At 50.6% G+C, this 17,194-nt stretch carries 11 protein-coding genes and 2 pseudogenes; 9 read left to right on the top strand and 4 right to left on the bottom strand.

Annotated features, from left to right (window positions below; translation table 11 throughout):
* Positions 1–20 precede the first annotated feature (20 nt).
* Entirely contained in the window at positions 21–1,709 is a 1,689-nt protein-coding gene (locus NATOC_RS06060; RefSeq protein ID WP_049888680.1) for an ion channel, read from the bottom strand.
* A 451-nt stretch (positions 1,710–2,160) separates the two neighbouring features.
* Here NATOC_RS06060 and NATOC_RS06055 point away from each other — a divergent pair.
* A pseudogene (locus NATOC_RS06055) lies at positions 2,161–3,508 on the top strand (hypothetical protein).
* A gap of 237 nt (positions 3,509–3,745) precedes the next feature.
* Positions 3,746–4,340: pseudogene (locus NATOC_RS21015) on the top strand (IS6 family transposase).
* Between the two features lie 344 nt (positions 4,341–4,684).
* On the opposite strand, the gene NATOC_RS06050 reads toward NATOC_RS21015, so the two are convergent.
* From NATOC_RS06050 to NATOC_RS21010, 3 genes are all read right to left on the bottom strand, one after another.
* Positions 4,685–5,467 (bottom strand): IclR family transcriptional regulator, encoded by a 783-nt coding sequence (locus tag NATOC_RS06050; RefSeq protein ID WP_015320550.1) that lies wholly within the window; start codon positions 5,465–5,467, stop codon positions 4,685–4,687.
* Between the two features lie 148 nt (positions 5,468–5,615).
* Positions 5,616–6,767, bottom strand: a complete 1,152-nt coding sequence (gene dgoD / locus NATOC_RS06045) for a galactonate dehydratase (RefSeq protein ID WP_015320549.1) — start codon at positions 6,765–6,767, stop codon at positions 5,616–5,618.
* Positions 6,768–6,918: 151 nt separating this feature from the next.
* On the bottom strand, positions 6,919–8,433 hold the full coding sequence (locus NATOC_RS21010; protein ID WP_015320548.1) for an FGGY-family carbohydrate kinase: 1,515 nt from the start codon (positions 8,431–8,433) through the stop codon (positions 6,919–6,921).
* Positions 8,434–8,647: 214 nt separating this feature from the next.
* Between NATOC_RS21010 and NATOC_RS06035 the strand changes: the two genes are divergently transcribed.
* The 7 genes from NATOC_RS06035 (at position 8,648) to NATOC_RS20995 (ending at position 17,188) form a co-directional block, all read left to right on the top strand.
* The gene (locus NATOC_RS06035) at positions 8,648–10,072 is read left to right on the top strand and encodes an ABC transporter substrate-binding protein (RefSeq protein WP_169330924.1); all 1,425 of its coding nucleotides are present in this window, start codon (positions 8,648–8,650) and stop codon (positions 10,070–10,072) included.
* A 27-nt stretch (positions 10,073–10,099) separates the two neighbouring features.
* Entirely contained in the window at positions 10,100–11,026 is a 927-nt protein-coding gene (locus NATOC_RS06030; RefSeq protein WP_015320546.1) for a carbohydrate ABC transporter permease, read from the top strand.
* Positions 11,023–11,895, top strand: a complete 873-nt coding sequence (locus tag NATOC_RS06025; RefSeq protein ID WP_015320545.1) for a carbohydrate ABC transporter permease — start codon at positions 11,023–11,025, stop codon at positions 11,893–11,895. Before NATOC_RS06030 ends, NATOC_RS06025 begins: the two co-directional genes overlap by 4 nt.
* A gap of 85 nt (positions 11,896–11,980) precedes the next feature.
* Positions 11,981–13,051: a 2-hydroxyacid dehydrogenase gene (locus NATOC_RS06020; RefSeq protein ID WP_015320544.1), complete on the top strand. Its 1,071-nt coding sequence runs from the start codon at positions 11,981–11,983 to the stop codon at positions 13,049–13,051.
* Positions 13,051–14,229 carry an ABC transporter ATP-binding protein gene (locus NATOC_RS21005; protein ID WP_015320543.1) on the top strand — a complete coding sequence of 393 codons (1,179 nt, stop codon included), beginning with the start codon at positions 13,051–13,053 and terminating at the stop codon, positions 14,227–14,229. The genes NATOC_RS06020 and NATOC_RS21005 overlap by 1 nt, the downstream gene beginning before the upstream one ends.
* 72 nt (positions 14,230–14,301) lie before the next feature.
* On the top strand, positions 14,302–15,630 hold the full coding sequence (locus NATOC_RS22780; RefSeq protein ID WP_015320542.1) for a class II aldolase/adducin family protein: 1,329 nt from the start codon (positions 14,302–14,304) through the stop codon (positions 15,628–15,630).
* A gap of 22 nt (positions 15,631–15,652) precedes the next feature.
* Positions 15,653–17,188: an FGGY-family carbohydrate kinase gene (locus NATOC_RS20995; protein WP_157224592.1), complete on the top strand. Its 1,536-nt coding sequence runs from the start codon at positions 15,653–15,655 to the stop codon at positions 17,186–17,188.
* The last annotated feature ends 6 nt before the right edge of the window (positions 17,189–17,194 follow it).

The raw sequence follows: 17,194 nt of genomic DNA, 5'->3' as shown, positions 1-17,194 counted from the left end.
CTAGTGCTGGCCATCACTCCTCACCGTGTTGCTCGTCGGCCGAACACAAAAACCAATATGGCGAGCAGAATTACGCCCATCGCCGTCTCAGCGACGGCGAGAAACTGGCCGGCTCTGTTGACCGGCCTGAAATCGCCATAGCCGAGCGTCGTGAACGTTAGCGAACTAAAATAGATACTTTCCAGTAATGTCGCGGAACCCCCGGTCTCTCCTGTTCGTTCGATCAACTCAAACGCCCAGTATGCCAACCCACAGACCAAGACGATGAATGTCCCAGTCCCAAGCACGCGCCATGGACTCTCGCCGTATCGTGCCACCAGACTCGGAATGAACGACTGAATTGTCATTAACCACTGGCGCTCCTCGTCATCGTCCTTCAGCCAGTACTGTCGGAGTTGAACATCCTTTCGGCCGAGAAAACACTCACTCGCTAGCCTCGGGAGGCTGTTGTCACGGGCCACTGTTTCGACGGTCCCGTACATTTCCGCGGCTTTCTCAAGTCGTTCTTGCATATCCCTCTCCGAATCGCAAGCGGTTCCAGATGGGCCCCAGTAGCGCGGGTCATAACAGCAATACGGGACACGGCCGCCCCGCCAACCTGCTCGCAACCGCCGCCAGACACCGCCATCTACCGGAGACTTGCCGAACCCGCTGATCCTCCGGAGTGACTGTGCTTCAGGCCAGATTCTCGTTTCACGGTCGATGCGGGCGTTTCCGAGCAACGCCCCGTAGAGTTTCGCACCGACCAGCTTCGTTCCTAACAGTTCCGCGCGATTAAGTTGGGCCCGTTCGAGTGACGCACCCGATAGATCTGCCTCAACGAAATTCGCACCTGACAGTCGTGCCCCATCAAATGTAGTGTCAGCCGGAAAATTTGCATCGCTGAAGTCAACACTCTTGATAAACTTTGTATTGCTAAAATCGACGGAATCGGCGGAGTTGAAGCTGAACGTTGGACATTGTCCAGCCGGAGAGGAGTGAGAGGTTGACCGGTCATCGTCACTACGGAAATCAACCTCATCGTGGAATGTAGCGTAGGAGAAATCGAGGTCGCCACAAATATCTTGGATATCGTTACTTACGTTAAAAAAGAAAGGCTCGTAGAAGTCGGCGCCCTCAAACGACAGCATCGCAGTCCTCTCAATCTGCGAGACAACGAACCGTGATGTTGCATCAAAATCTACATCCTCGAAGAAGGTATTGCCATCAAATTCCGCGTCCTCGAACCGCACATCACCGTCACCCCTGGTGATGAATTCCGCGTCCTTGAACCGCACGTCACCGTTGCCCTCGGTGGCGAACTCTACGTCCTTGAACCGCACGTCACCGTCGCCTTCAGTGATGAACTCCGCGTCTTCGAACAATACGTCGCCGTCTCCCTTCGTAATGAAGTTCGCGCCGTCGAACAATATGTCGCAGTCTCCCTCGGTGATGAATTTTGCTCCGTAGAACGATACCGGGTACTGTCCGGAAGTGGCAAATTTCGTGCCTACGAACCGGAGATCAGCGTTCTCTCCGTGGAATCGGGCGTGGTCGAATCTGATGTCATAGTCCTCAGTCGCCTCAATAGGAAAGCCAAAGAGGTGGATTGCTCCAAACTTTGCGCCAACGAACTGCCCTCGATGCTCCGGTCGGTCATCGCGTGGACTGTTGCCAGCGTCGTTGAGAGCTTGGCGTAATGCTTTCAATTCGTCGACCTCATCCGGCAACTTGTCAGGATCAATATGAAAGACGCAATATTGTTTTTCAGCGTCTAGTCCTAATGGTTGGTGTGGGCATCTCCACTTGGGAAATTTGGGTGGATGAGTTCCGTGCCAATTTCCCTGTTTCGTTATTTCAGTTACATACTCACACGTATCAGAGTCCATGATAAATCATCCCACTCATATCCGATTCAAATATCGGCCCCGACATTATGAAGATGACGATATTTCAGACCTTTTATAGTAGTTTTGAAGTAACTCATACATCGCTCAACATCCGGTATCCGGTCGAACACACCTCATTCAGGTCGTGATCAGCTTCATCTTCCGCAGTTCAGTTCGAGGTGGGTACCGAAATAAGAACGAATCATCTAGGAAATCGCTGACGTCCGCCACACCAACACCGCGGAACTCGATCGAACAGCTCGAGACATGCTCCACGTCCAGATCACGACCGGTGAATAGAGAAGACCTGCTGGACCAGCTCACCGAGGACGTCCTCGCCTATGTCATGCACGGCGTCCTCCCCGAAGAGGAACTCGCCCGCTCGCTCAAACCACAGGGACTCGACGAGCGTTTCGAGGAGTATGAACTCCTCCTCGATCTGCACTTCGTACTGCTCCCGAAGGTCATCGAGTTCGTCGAACAACTGCCCAAACGCATCCGCAAGATCACAACCGAGACGCGGACTGTCTCTCGAACGCGGCGTGGCACTGTCGACGGCAGAATCAACTGGGGAGCGACACTCAAGCAGCGCTACTCCGAGAACCCTGCCGACACGTCGCTGTTCGTCTGTGATAACCGGACTGAGGACTACGACAATGGAGAGAACCTGGTACTGAAGAAAGTCCTCGCAGTCGTCTATGAGACGCTTCGAGAAGCCGACGAGTATCTCCGCGGTGACTACGAATGGGTCCGGAGTACGTGGAACGGGCCCCTGGCAGACCAGCCTCCAGCGGATCGTCGAGCGCAACGTCCACGTGCGACGGATCAAGGACCTCCGCCCGTACGAACCGACCGAGCGGATGCTCGACGAGGCTGCCCAATCCCGCGAGCCACTGTATCGAGAGGCTGCAGCACTCTTGCAGACACGCCAGCAGCTATTCGACGGCAACCCCGACCAGCTCCGGCGATTGCTCGACGAGACCGCAATCACGCCCGATGACGAGGACACGCTGTTCGAACTGTTCGTCCTCTTCCGGTTCATCGGGACGCTCGAGCAGCTCCAGGACGGCCGCTTCGAATTCAAGACGATCACGTCGGGCACTCAAGAGATCGCCCGGATGGAGGGCGACGGTGAGCTGGTTCTCTATCACGACCGATCAGCAAGCGATCGAAACCTCTCGTTCATCCCGGAACCCGATACGACGAAAACCCATCTCAGTCGGAGTGACAGGGTCCAAACCGTGGCTCGGACCGTCGCAGACAATTACTTCCCGGAACGGAATTTCGAGACCCACACCGGTCGACCGGATCTAATCGTCCTCGAGATTCGGCCTGAAGGGTCCTCCGAACGAGAGTACCTGATTACGGAGGTCAAAAACAGTGCAAACATGAAGACGATTCGAACGGGGATCAAAGAGACACTCGAGTACCTCGCCTTCCTGCGGTGTAACGACGACTTCGTCTTCGGAAGCGAGGACGATGAGGAGTACTTTGGCGATGGCTGGAACGGCTTACTTGTCGTGCAGGATCTGCCCGAGGAAACGGCTTCTCTGGAAGAGCAGGCCGAGAGCGAGATCAAGGTCTTGCAGGCCGCCGAACTTGAGGAGCAGTTAGCGCACGTCCTCGAGCGAAAATTGTGATTCTATAGCTGCTCCGAGTGAGGGGTGTTATGCACTAAGTATGAAACCAACCCTGTGGATTGAGTGCTCTGTTAAATATAGTATTCCATAAGCCAAGCACAACCCACCACCGAGTGACTCTCAAAACTCCTCGGCCAGGTCTAACGGTCGTGTTTAGTTATGGATGAAGGATGAGGTGGAGTGATTTTCAGCTAGTCATGGCGAAAAATCGCTCGCCCCGGTGGTTGTAGCGACTGAATCGAATTAGACTTTGTGGAGCGAGAGCGGACACTGCGCCGGCTGATTGAACTGAGTATTCGGTCCCATCTTGTAGAATTATTTCTTTCAGATACCATCTCTAAACCAGAGAGGTTTGGTATCAAACAGTCTCGAAAGGCTGTCCACAACTGGGTGCACAGGCTGATCTACAGCCCGCCAGCGGTGCGAGTCCGGATCACGCCGCGCTCGACAAGACGATGATCCGAATCAATGGTCAGCAGTTCTGGCTGTACGCTGCCGTCGATCCTCATTCGAACGAATTCATGCATGTAAGGATCTTTGCGACTACTACAGCGGTACTAACACAATAGTTTCTCCGAGAACTTCGTGAGAAACACGATGTCGTTGACGCCATGTTTCTCGTCAATCACGCCCAGCATCTAGCGACTGCACTACAACGAGTAGGACTCCGATTTCGTCTCGTTCAACACGGAAATCGAAACGCTGTCAAATATGTATTTTAGGAGATAAAACATCGAACCCCTTGTCTAGCAATAGCTTTAGCCACGTCGAGTCGACGACCGCCGAAACGTGGTTCCAAGCCTTCGTCGTCTGGTGGAATTCGCTTAACTAAACACGATGCTGTATACTCTTTCTACGGAACCAGCGTGTGTAATACTGGAAACGGGCTCATTGGCGCTTCAGACGGCGAAAGCGGTGGAGAGTGTAAACTAACTGTGAAACAAACGTATCGATTTGCCCTGAGATTATTACGAGTGTACAGGTGTAAATAGGTTCTAAACAGATCGTTCTGTGGCTCATCCCGAGGGCTTCTTCAAACCAAGAAAATATGGTTACAAGAGCATGAGTGTAATAAGTGACAAATCTCCTGGTCACATCAGTGTCTAACTTGTCGTTTGGAGGTAGGATGGCTGTTTCCTTAAGGAAAAAGTTCGCCATAGCCGAATAATATATAGTCTATTCCTCTGACCGGATAGTATTGTAAATAGCGTTCGATGAACTGATGACGAGACCGGGCACATCCTGTTGGAATCGCTTTCCCGTCATAGACTGTGCATTGCTTATGACCGAGATAGCGCCCAATAATTCATCTTCTGGTCCAGTAAGCGCTGTTCCAATTGACCGAAGGTTTGGCTTCCATTCTTGTCTATCAAAAGCGAGGCCCTTCGAGCGAATGGACTGAAGTTCATCGAGTAATGAATCCATCGAGGTTAGCGTGTTATCCGTGTACTCTGGATAATCGATCTGGTCAAGTAGTGCCTCGGCTTCCTCCTCGTCGAATGTCGATAGTAGTGCTTTCCCAGCTGCAGTGCAATGGAGTGGCAACTTTTCGCCAACGTAGACCACTTCGTCGTGATCCTGCTTGCCGGTTGCAGTATAGACACAGATCGCGTGGTTGTTCTCTAGTACAACGATGTTCGCGACGAGACCGGACACCTTAGCAAGCCGACGAACTTCGTCTCGTCCGTGTTCAAATAGGGGATTTTGCCTTCTTGCATGTGCTCCTAGTTTTGAAGTTTGCTGGCTGACTCGGTACACCCATCCATCTTTCACGATAAACCCGAGAATCTCGAGTGTTTCGAGGTGATTGTGGATGGTACTCTTCGAGAGATCTACGTGATCATCGAGTTCTGAGATGGTCGCTCCCTCCAGCTCCATTAGTACCTCTAACAATTGAAGACTGGTGGCCGTTGCTTTCACCGGAGTGTCCTTCTTGGGTGGTTCGGTGGTGTGTCTCATATAGTCACCACACAATTCGTACCCCTAAAAATGTTCCCCGATTCCGAAAAATTTCACTCCGATATAGTATAGTCTTCTCATCAGCTCATGGCTATCAGCTTGATTTCATCTAAAATAAGATTGAAATAGAATATGGTCGGATTTTAGACTACCATTCACCGACACTTCCGTCTTCGTGATACCAGATCGGCGTTTGCCAGTTTATTTGTAGTTCACTCTGCTCTTGGACATATTCTTCATCGATTTCGATACCAAGCCCAGGTTCCTCCAAGGGTGTGACGTAGCCGTTCTCGAATCCAAATACGGTTGGATCACGAAGGTAATTTAGAAGATCGTTGTCAGTTGGCTCGTGAACTTCGAGATACTGGGCTTGAGCAAACGCATTCGGAATCGCTGTATCGAGTTGAATGCCAGTAGCAAACGCGATTGGGCCTAGTGGGCAATGCAGAGCAACGCCGACATCGACTGCTTCTGCAGCATTGGCGATCTTTTTCGTTTCGGTAATACCCCCCGCGTGAGAAGGGTCTGGTTGAATAACATCGACAAGATCTCTCTCGAGCAACTGCTTGAAATCCCACCGAGAGTACAGCCGTTCACCCGATGCCAGTGGTGTCTTCGTGTAGTTTCTGACCTCTGCCAACATATCGAAATGCTCCGGTAGCAATGGCTCTTCATAGAGCATCGGATCATATGGATCCAGCTCTGATGCGAGCCATTTTGTCATCGCTTTTCTTACTCGGCCACGGAAATCGACGGCAATATCGACACCCGGACCGACTTCATCGCGCACGGCAGCAAGGCGTTGACGAGCGACCTCGACGACTTCTGGTGAATCAATCCAATTCATCTGAGAGACTGCAGCCATCTTCAGTATTGTATAGCCATTTTCGATAGCATCAGCCGCAGAAGACCGTATCTCGGAGGGAGTTTCTCCACCAATCCAATCGTATACCTTGATCCGATCCCGAGCTCGTCCCCCGAGGAGGTCATAAATCGGTGCGTTATAGTGTTTCCCCTTGATGTCCCAGAGTGCCTGATCGATACCAGAAATAGCACTCATTAAAATAGGCCCTCCTCGGAAGTGGCGCCCACGGTACATTGCTTGCCAGTGACGTTCGATTTCGAGCGGATCTTTCCCGATTAGATAGTTGTCTATAAGCTCTTCAACAGCAGCCATCGTAGTCTTTGCATAGCCTTCAACAACTGGTTCTCCCCACCCTATGAGGCCAGTACTAGTTTCGATCTTGAGAAAGACCCAACGAGGGGGAACTTCGTAGAGTTCGTATCCAGTGACGTGCATGCGACGAGATACAAACCCGAGAGACTTGTGTGTTGTTCTATCTCGTGGTCAATGGGAATAACTTAGTATGTTAGTCCGTCTTCTAGTGGATCTTCCAACAATTTCTCCGTCTACAGCTACCCAATATATCACTTATGGATGGAGAAGGTGGTCACCGACAACGCTCAAGTTCCGTCATCGAGCGACTGCGATCATCCCAGACATCGAAGAGCGACTCATAGCTGGATCGAAAGTGGTCATACCAGATATTGTATTGCTGGGTGTTTTCGGGGACTGGCTCATAGGTGCGTTCAATTTTCGTTGTTTTCCGAACAGCTGATTCAAGATCTTCGTAGATGTCGCTTCCTACACCAGCGAGCAGTGCAGCCCCTTTTGCGCCGTACTCATCACCCTTAGGAACCGCGATTTGGGTGTCAAGACAGTCGGCAAAGAGTTGACACCAGAAATCAGACCGAGCACCACCACCACTCATTAGAATCCGGTCAGGATCCCCCGGCATATGCTCATAACAATCACGCATCGCGAGCGTAACTCCCTCATAGACTGCACGGAGAAGATGATCGTTCGTGTGATCAGGAGAAAGTCCAAGGAAACTTGCCCTAGCGTTTGTCTTGAGAAATGGACTTCGTTCTCCGGATACGCTGAGATAAGGATGGTAGCAAACTCCTTCAGATCCAATCGGGATCTCTTCTAACCGTGGAATGACGTCTTGATATTTTTCGTTATCAGTAAACTCCTCAAAGGCCCAGTCCAGATTGGGTGTTCCGGCCATACTCGCTAAAGCCCGTGAGTACTGTCCATTTCCAAGAGCGAACGAGAAGCCAGTTCCGTCCGTATCAAGAGGCGGGTCCTCAAGTATCGTCTGGTTCAAAGAGGTGGTACCGACAACTGAGGAACTATCCCCTGGTTCTACTGCTCCGCTACCATAAGCACAGGCGACAATATCGAGTGCACCCGAGACGACGGGTGTTCCGGTTGGTAACCCCGTCGTCTTAGCTGCTGGCTCTGTGACCGTACCAACAATTTCACTTGGGTTTGCGATCCGCGGAAGTAAGGCTTCTAGATCACCAACCCCGCCCATCTCAAAGACATCTTTTGCGTAAGTTCCGCTTTCGATATCGAGGAACGGCATCGACATATCGCTTGGGTCGCTTGTTCGCGTTCCTGTGAGCCTGTACTTAAGCCAATCCTTGCAATAGAAAATAGTGTCAGCCCGGTCTAGGACGTTCGGTTCTTGTTCAGCAAGCCAAGCTAGGATCGAGAGAGTCGATCCCGGAAAGAGATCACTACCACAGATATCAGTAACGGACGCAGCTGTGCCCGATTCGATCCATTCTTCGATGATCTCTGATGAACGACCATCTGACCAAAGAATAGCGTCTCGAGCTGGCTCGCCGTTCTCATCGATCAACCAACACCCATCACCCTGAGCAGTGATTCCAACACCCAAAATCGGTCGTGAGTCAGGTATTTGCTCAACCACTTCTCGGATGGTCTCCGCAGTCAGGCGCCAGGTTGTCTCCATATCTTGTTCGATCCATCTTTCAGCCGGTGTCTGTACTGGGTTCTCGCGAGACGCGACATAGAGTTGGCTGCCACTTGGATCCATGGCAATTGATTTGATATTCGTCGTTCCGGCATCAACACCTATGAGTACCTCTTCCATGCCATGACATTGCAAACAATCCTTTATAAAAGTTACCTATGTTTAAAGAATGTCAGTATATCGCGATCTACCTACCGAAGAATTATTATAGATAGATACGAAAGAGGATGGTGGACGCTCACAGGGAGCATATGACAGCTACTGCCAGTAGCTGATAGTATGTCATCCTGTACCGACCAAAGGTGGTAGAATGTCCAGAGAAAATGGAAGAAATATGAACCGACGGAATATGCTAAAAGCAGTTGGCGCATCAACGACCATCGGCTTGGCAGGTTGCATTGCCGACGATGCTGGTGATGAAGACGATCAAGATTCAATTGATGAATGGGGGGATCGTCTTGTCTCCCATGCAGAAGAAGCCGACATCGATTGGCAGCAATTTGAGGGAGAGACGCTTGTCTTCGGGATGAACGAACATGCCTTCACTGATCTGATGGAGAACTTCATCCCGCACTTCGAGGAACTCACTGGGATGGATCTTGAGTTCCAGACTTTTCCCGAAGATGAACTCTGGCAGCGTGTCGTTCTTGACCTCGAGAACCAAAGTGGAAACTTCGATGGTTTCTTCACTGGTCTCTGGCCCAGTGCGGATTACTACCATGGAGAGTGGGTGAAAGACCTCAACGAATATCTTGAGGACCCCGAACTGACCGACCAAGAATGGTTCGCGATGGATGATTTCTCTGATGGGATCATCGATTCACTAACATACGGAGAAGAAGAGGCTCTGGTCGGTATGCCGTTCGGCGTGGAGGCTTATGGTGCCATTGCCTACGACGAACCAACGTTCGATGAACTCGGAATCGATCCACCAGAGACCTACGAAGAATTAGTAGAAGCGGCCCGAACGATCGATGAATCCGACGAGACCGATCGGATGGGAATTGCATCACGAGCAAGTACTGATCCGCTCTCCACAGCGAACTGGGCGACCATGTTTCGGTCCTACGGTGCCGAGTGGATTGACTACGAAGAGAGAGAAGCCCGTCTTGATTCCGAAGAAGGGGTTGAATCACTTGAGGTCTTTTCGGAGTTGATGAGCTACGGACCGGATGATATCGGCAACTTCGACTGGTATCGCTCGAACCTAGCTATGGGCGAGGGCGATGTTGCGATGGCTCTCCATACACCAAGTGCGATTGGTGTCTGGGACGACGAACAACTTGAACGGACGGAATGGATCCCCCCACTTCCTGGCCCAGACGGCGAACAGATCGCTGCACCATGGACTTGGTCTCTCGGGATCAGTGAATACAGTAGGAATCCTGAGGCTGCTTGGTTGTTCATTCAGTTCTCGATCAGTCGAGAAGCAAATCTACTGTCATCGATCAGGGCATGGGAAGGTGCAGAGAGTTACGGCTGGGCGCGTGAAGGATACGTGTTCGATCAAGACGAGTGGGAGGAACACGGAATCAAGGACTCTTGGGTCGAAGCCCATACTCAGGGATTAGATATGGTCCCATCCAATCCGCCAGCAGTACCGCTTGATACACCACAGAACATGGATATCATGTCCGAGGCTGCCCTTGCGATGAACTCCGCTGTTACTGGAGAGAGTAGTCCAGAAGAGGCGCTATCATCAGCTGCCTCCGAAATAACCGAGTATGCCCAAGATATCCCAGAGGAGTACATTGAGTGACATACAGTTTCACATAAGTCCAGTCAAATGAGCCACGAGCAAAAAGCAGCTAAATCCGAGACGTCCAGTCGGGAGCCACTGCTAAACCGACTCGACATCAGCAAGGATCTGCTAAAGTGGGTCTTTCTACTCCCATCCGTTGCTTTGCTCGCGTTCTTGACCCTGTATCCGTTTCTGCAGGGCATCTGGATGAGTGCGCACGACTGGCCGTTCGCAGCTCCCGATCATAATTGGGTTGGGGTGAGCCAGTACGTAGAGATCCTAAGCAGTGACCGATTCCAAAATTCACTCTGGCGTACGGTGATCTTCACGGGTGGTGGCGTAACGTTCCAACTAGTACTTGGCATTGCGCTTGCAGTCTATCTGAAGTCCCTGACTGAGACCTGGCGTCCGATCGTCCGGACGATTTTCATCATTCCAATGGTTATGACACCGGTTGCAACCGGGTTAGTCTGGAGGATGATGCTCGACGGGCAGGTCGGAATTCTCAACGTGATGATTGAGTCACTCGGGTTCTCCGCTCCTGCTTGGACATCGAGTAGTGGTATGGCGATGTTCACGATTCTGATGATCGACACCTGGCAATGGACGCCCCTCGTTGTGTTGATCGTCTTCGCAGGATTGCTCTCAGTACCCCAGCAACTCTACGAAGCGGCCCGCGTTGACGGTGCACCTTCGTGGGCTATCTTCTGGCATATCACTCTACCACAGATCAAATACTTCGTTGCAATCGCTGCCGTCTTCCGACTGATGGAGAGTTTCCGGACCTTCGATTACATCTGGTTAGTAACTGAAGGAGGTCCTGGTACTGCTACTGAGATCCTCAACGTGTTCGTCTACCGCCTTGCGTTCGTTAATCTCGATGGCGGAGCAGCAGCAACAGTCGGAATCATCCTGCTGGTCATCACAATTGCGGTGACAATGAGCCTATTCAAGGTGGTGGACATCCAATGAGTATCCAAAGTGGACGGTTAGCCGGTGCGTTCGAACGGTTGACGGCTGACCCGGTTGCGGTAGCCAAACTAGCAGTCAAGTACATGATCGGGCTCATCGTTAGTATCTGGATGCTATTCCCGATCTACTGGATGGTTATAACGGGATTCAAGACCCACGATTCGATCGTCGAGGTGGAACTGGTTCCTGTCGAAATCACATTCGCGCACTACCAAGACTTGTTCCTTGATGGTGAATTCCATAGCTACCTGCTGAACAGCGCTATTGTTTCGGTAACCGTTGTCTCAGTGAGCTTGCTACTAGCTGTCCCAGCAGCGTACAGTCTCTCAAGGCTCGATGTCCCAGCAGCGCACCACTTCAGCTTCTATATTCTCTCAACCCGGATGATTCCTCCGCTAGCCCTTCTCGTACCTTTATATGTGTTCTATACGAGAATTGGGCTTACAGGAGGACGACTTGGACTGATTATCGTCCATTTCCTGTTGACATTACCACTGATGATCTGGATAATCAAGGGATTCATCGATGAAGTACCGGAATCACTCGAAGAATCAGCAATGGTTGACGGATGTAACCGAATCGAGGCATTCCGTGCAGTAGTGCTACCGCTCATTATGCCGGGTGTCGCTGCAGCGGCGTTCATCGGGCTGATCTTCTCGTGGAATGACTTCCAGCTTGCATTAGTACTACTGGATGGAGGAGTACGTACTGCACCTCTCGAGATTCAGAACGCACTCGGTTACACATCAATCAATTGGGGAATGCTTGGTGCAGCGGGTACCGTAACCGTACTCCCGGTGATTATCATCAGCCTTCTGATCAGAGATTACTTGGTCGAAGGAATGACAATGGGGGCGGTCAAGGAGTGATAACCAGTCTGCAAGGATCCTGTCCAACAATCCCTGGATGCGTTGAGAGCACCGATCAGACAAACAATACTACAGATTACCACTCATGAAAGCACTCGTAACCGCGAACGTAGATAAGGAGAACAGACGGCGACTCAAAGAGGACCTCGGTCTGGAGGTCGACTATCAGCCCATTGCCGAGCGTGACGAACGACTTTCCGAGTCAGAACTAATAGAGGCAATAGAGGACGTAGACGTGTTAATCGTCGGATTCGAGGGAGTCTCGGAAAAAGTCCTCGATGCTGCAGAACAACTGGAGCTTATCGCGTGCCCACGTGGTGGTCCAGACGCCAACGTGGATATCTCAGCTGCCTCCGAGCGTAACATACCAGTTCTCTATGCCCCAGGACGCAACGCTGTCAGCGTAGCTGACTTCACCATTGGACTCATGATCGATGTTGCGCGTCATATTTCCCATGGACATCATCTCCTCCATACTGGCACCTATACAGGGGAGCCAGTCACCGATTCAGCTTCTGGCGGTGAACGGGAAGACGTTACTTGGGGGGTCGCGAAGGGATCACCGTACGCCGAGCTAAAGGGCCCCGAACTCGAGGGCAAGACAGTCGGTATCGTCGGATTCGGTGATATTGGTCGAGAAGTGGGAAAACGTGTACGAGGATTCGGCGTCGACATCCTCGCAATGGATCCATTCATCCCGCAAGAGGAGATGCCTGATGACGTTACCAAGGTCGATCTCGATGAGCTCTGTGAACAGTCTGATTTTGTTACTGTTCACGTCCCAGTGACGGATGCAACCCGCGGACTGATCGGGTCCGACGAGTTCGCTCTGATGAAGGAAACTGCCTTCTTCATCAATACAGCCCGAGGTGCTATCATCGATCAGGATGCACTGATCCAGCAACTTAAGTCTGACAATCTTCGAGGTGCTGCACTCGACGTCTACGATGAGGAACCTCTTCCAGAAGATCACGTGCTACTCGAATTGGAAAATGTCGTTACGACGCCACACCTCGCTGGCGCAGCAGAGGAAGTGATCAACCGGCACTCAACAATGATAGTCGACGATATTGAGGCCATTTTCGAAGGTGAGGAACCAAAGCACATTGCCGACGATTCGGTACTTCAACTACCGGAATTGAGAGGTGATGACTAATGGCTCAAGTTACACTTGAGGACGTCACAAAAGTGTATGATCCAAGAGGTGAGCGTATCGTAGCCGTCGAGGATCTGAATCTTGAGATCGAAGATGGGGAGTTCCTCGTGCTCGTAGGACCGTCCGGCTGTGGGAAGTCAACAACGTTGCGGATGGTTGGAGGTCTCGAAGATATAAGCGAGGGTACCATCTCGATCGGCGGACGTATCGTCAACGATGATGCGCCGAAAGATCGAGACATTGCAATGGTATTCCAAAACTATGCGCTGTATCCGCATATGACCGTCCGAGAGAATATCGGTTTCGGGCTAAAGTATTCAAGCGATCTCTCGAAATCCGAAATCGCAGAACGAGTCGAAGAAGTCGCTGAAATGATGGACATTGAAGAGTTGCTTGAAGATACTCCAGCTGAGCTATCCGGTGGCCAGCAACAAAGAGTTGCTCTCGGGCGCTCAATTGTTCGTGAGCCGGCAGTATTTCTGTTCGACGAACCATTGTCGAATCTTGACGCAAAACTCCGAACTCATATGCGGACAGAAATCACTCGACTCCAACGTGATCTGGACGTGACGTCGATCTATGTCACACACGACCAGGCAGAGGCAATGACAATGGCGGATCGTATCGCTGTGATGAATCATGGTAATCTCCAGCAGGTCGGATCACCAAACGAAGTTTACGATCACCCAGCAAACCAGTTTGTTGCAGGGTTCATCGGTTCGCCACGGATGAACTTCATAGAGGCGACAGTAACGAACACGGAATCCCCAAAGCTACTCGATACTGCTAAAGGTGGAGATCAGTTGACTTACGAACTCAATGAGTTAATCGTTGAACGGACAGACCTCGACCCAGAGACATCGGTTACGGTAGGTATCCGGCCAGAAGATCTACAGGTTACTGACGAACGTGACATAGACACTGGTCACACGATCCGTGCGATTGTTGACGTCGTCGAACCAATGGGCAGTGACAATTTCCTCACGATTCGGTTAGGGGACGAAAACTGGGTCGCTCGTGCTGATCCTACCTTCCATCCTTCTCCAGGAGAGGAGGTGATAGTCACGTTTGATCCATCTGACCTTCACTTATTCGACTCAAACGGCCAAACCCTCAAATCAAAAGGAACCGGTCCAGATGCATTTCATGATTTTGGTGTAACAGCTCCAAAGATGTAAGAAAATCCAATATTGACTGGAAGACTGTACCGTCAAACCATAACACAAGAACGCGACCATAATCCACAACTCATGACACCAGAAGCGAAACTCGATACGGAGCGAACGAAGATCAGTGAATTTGGACAGCGAATGCTCAAAGACGGACTCACACTGGGAACTGGCGGAAACATCAGTGTGCGCAACGGAAATCACGTCGCAATTAGTCCATCTGGAGTGCCTTACGACGAGATTGAGCCTGAAGATGTCCCTGTTGTTGATCTTGAAGGGGATCATATTGCGGGTGAATCCAAGCCCTCGAGTGAGTTCCGGATGCATACTGACGTGATCCGTGAACGGCCAGATGTCGGTGGAGTAGTTCATACTCATTCACCTTATGCGAGTACATTTGCAAGCATGGGCGAACCAATTCCGGCTTCGCACTATCTTATCGCGTTTATCGGTGATGAGGTACCGGTAGCTCCTTACGAAACATATGGAACTGCCGAGTTAGCCACAGCGGCCCTAGAAACACTTGGCGAAGAATACAATGCCTGTCTGCTCGAAAATCACGGTGTACTTGCAGTCGGTGAGACCGTTGATGAGGCCTACGAGGTCGCGATGATGGTCGAATATTGTGCGCAAATACACTATCAAGCGATCTCAGTAGGTGAGCCAGAGATCCTATCTAACGAGGCTGTAACCGAATTGATCGAGATATTTGAGCACTATGGAGAACACACCGATAGCCAAGACGAAGCTACTGAAGTTCCAGTTGGCGACGCTCTCCAAGCCGAACGAGCAGCCGTCAGCGAGCTTGGACGACAAATGCTCGAAGATGGTTTAACGAAAGGAACAGGTGGAAACGTTAGTTCGCGAAACGGTGAGGAGGTCGCGATAAATCCCTCGGGTGTACCTTACGAAGAAATCACACCCGAAACAGTACCCCTGGTCGATCTTCAGGGTGAGCAAGTTGCAGGCAAGCTACCGGCCTCGAGCGAATCACCGATGCATACTGCAATTTATCGTGCACGTGAGGACGTAGGCGGAGTTGTTCACACTCACTCTCCGTATGCGAGCACATTTGCTAGCCTCCAAGAACCAATCGAAGCATCGCACTACCTAATCGCATTCGCTGGCGATCAAGTACCTGTGACCGCTTACGAAACGCCAGCAACTGAGGCTCTTGGTGAGCTGGCTGTTGAAGCTCTCGGAGACGAATATGGCGCTTGTCTACTTGGGAACCATGGTGTAATCACTATTGGTGAGTCGGTCGAAGAAGCATATGAGATAGCGTTGATGACTGAATACTGTGCCCGTATCCACTATCAAGCCCGCAGTGTCGGTGAGCCGAAGATTCTCGCGGATACAGAGATCAAAACTCTCACCGAGCGATTCGCGGATTACGGTCAGCAGAGCTAAATAAGAACCCTCGAGATTTTTCGTGCATCCAGAAATGAGTGATATTTTAATAGGTATCGATGCTGGCACAACCGCTATCAAAACAGCAGCTTTCGAAACTGATGGGACAGAACTTGTCCATAGCTCTCGAGAGAATCCCGTTACAAAACCAAATCCAGATTGGGCCGAGCAAGATATGGATTTGTTATGGGCACATACAACTGAAACGATCAAAGAAACAGTTAGGTCAATTCCAGAAAGTAGTAAAATCGCCGCAGTTGCTGTGACTGGACAGGGAGGGGGATGTTGGCTTGTCGACGAGGAAGGAAGTCCAGTTCGAAACGCAATCATTTGGAACGACGGAAGAGCGTCAGATATAGTCAATAACTGGAGGAAGAATAACATATATGATGACTTATTTGAGCGATTTGGCTACGGTGTCTTCTCTGGATTGGCTCTTCCGATATTAAAGTGGATTGAAAATAATGAACCGGAGACGCTCAAAACAGCTAATACCTTACTGGGATGCAAAGACTGGATCCGATATAATCTGACCGGTGAGCTAGCAAGTGAACCAACCGAATTATCACTTATTAACTATGATCCGGTTACTGAGGAGTTTGTTTCCAAACTACCGAAAGGTATCACTCTACCATCTCTTGAAGACCTTTTACCATCGATCAAATCACCGACTGCGATCGCAGGAAAAGTAACACCCAGTGCAGCAGCGAAGACAGAACTTCCAGAGGGGACACCAGTGGTCACCGGTGTCGTTGATGTTGCTGCTTCAGCCTTCGGAAGTGGCGCACTCACACCAGGAGATTGTTCTGTAGTTGCCGGAACGACCCTTCAGATACAGAACATTCTCCAATCCCCGAACAAAAGTCCTCCACCAGTTGGATATACACTCGCACTTGGTATTAATGGAATGGGCCTTCGGGCAATGGGAGCAATGACTGGTACGCCAAATCTCGATTGGGTACGTAAAACAATCGCAGGAGGTGAATCCTTCGAAACCGTCGAATCACTCGCTCGCTCCGCACCTATTGGGTCCGAAGGGGTAATCTATCATCCGTATCTAAGTACTGCCGGTGAGAAAGCACCGTTCGTTGACCCAAATGCAAGAGCTGGGTTTACTGGTCTGAATCCATCTCATGATCGCTCTCATCTTCTAAGAGCTGTCTATGAAGGTCTCTCACTATCACTACGGGATTGTTCTGAAAAGCTACCCGATAAGACAAATCAAATAAGGTTATGTGGTGGTGGGGCACGATCAACCCTGCTGTGTGAAACATTCGCAGATTGTCTTAATACAGAAGTTATCATACCAGCAGGAATAGAAATGGGTGCAAAGGGAGCTGCAATATTAGCTGCGACTGCTAATGGGTTCTATGAAAATATTGAAATTGCAGCTAGCGAAATGATTGGAATAGACAAGATCTATCGCCCTAATTCCGGTCATACACATCAATATGATGCTCTCTATGAGACATATACTGAAATAACAGCTGCTCTGGAAAAACCATGGCAGCAACGAGCTTCCATGGTATCTAATTGGGAGTCTCTATCCAGTGAATAACCTATA

Origin of the sequence: Natronococcus occultus SP4 (genome assembly GCF_000328685.1) — an archaeon.
In the GTDB taxonomy this organism is placed as follows: Archaea; Halobacteriota; Halobacteria; order Halobacteriales; family Natrialbaceae; genus Natronococcus; species Natronococcus occultus.
Note: the sequence above shows the minus strand (reverse complement) of the source record. Positions and strands in the feature narration are given on the sequence as shown.

What these genes read in the sequence shown, in the direction of transcription:
- NATOC_RS06025 (WP_015320545.1), top strand. Translation starts at nt 11,023, where the DNA reads ATGAGTATCCAAAGTGGACGGTTAGCCGGTGCGTTCGAACGGTTGACG.
- NATOC_RS21005 (WP_015320543.1), top strand. Translation starts at nt 13,051, where the DNA reads ATGGCTCAAGTTACACTTGAGGACGTCACAAAAGTGTATGATCCAAGA.
- NATOC_RS06020 (WP_015320544.1), top strand. Translation starts at nt 11,981, where the DNA reads ATGAAAGCACTCGTAACCGCGAACGTAGATAAGGAGAACAGACGGCGA.
- NATOC_RS21010 (WP_015320548.1), bottom strand. Translation starts at nt 8,433, where the DNA reads ATGGAAGAGGTACTCATAGGTGTTGATGCCGGAACGACGAATATCAAA.
- NATOC_RS06050 (WP_015320550.1), bottom strand. Translation starts at nt 5,467, where the DNA reads ATGAGACACACCACCGAACCACCCAAGAAGGACACTCCGGTGAAAGCA.
- NATOC_RS06030 (WP_015320546.1), top strand. Translation starts at nt 10,100, where the DNA reads ATGAGCCACGAGCAAAAAGCAGCTAAATCCGAGACGTCCAGTCGGGAG.
- dgoD (WP_015320549.1), bottom strand. Translation starts at nt 6,767, where the DNA reads ATGCACGTCACTGGATACGAACTCTACGAAGTTCCCCCTCGTTGGGTC.
- NATOC_RS22780 (WP_015320542.1), top strand. Translation starts at nt 14,302, where the DNA reads ATGACACCAGAAGCGAAACTCGATACGGAGCGAACGAAGATCAGTGAA.
- NATOC_RS06035 (WP_169330924.1), top strand. Translation starts at nt 8,648, where the DNA reads ATGAACCGACGGAATATGCTAAAAGCAGTTGGCGCATCAACGACCATC.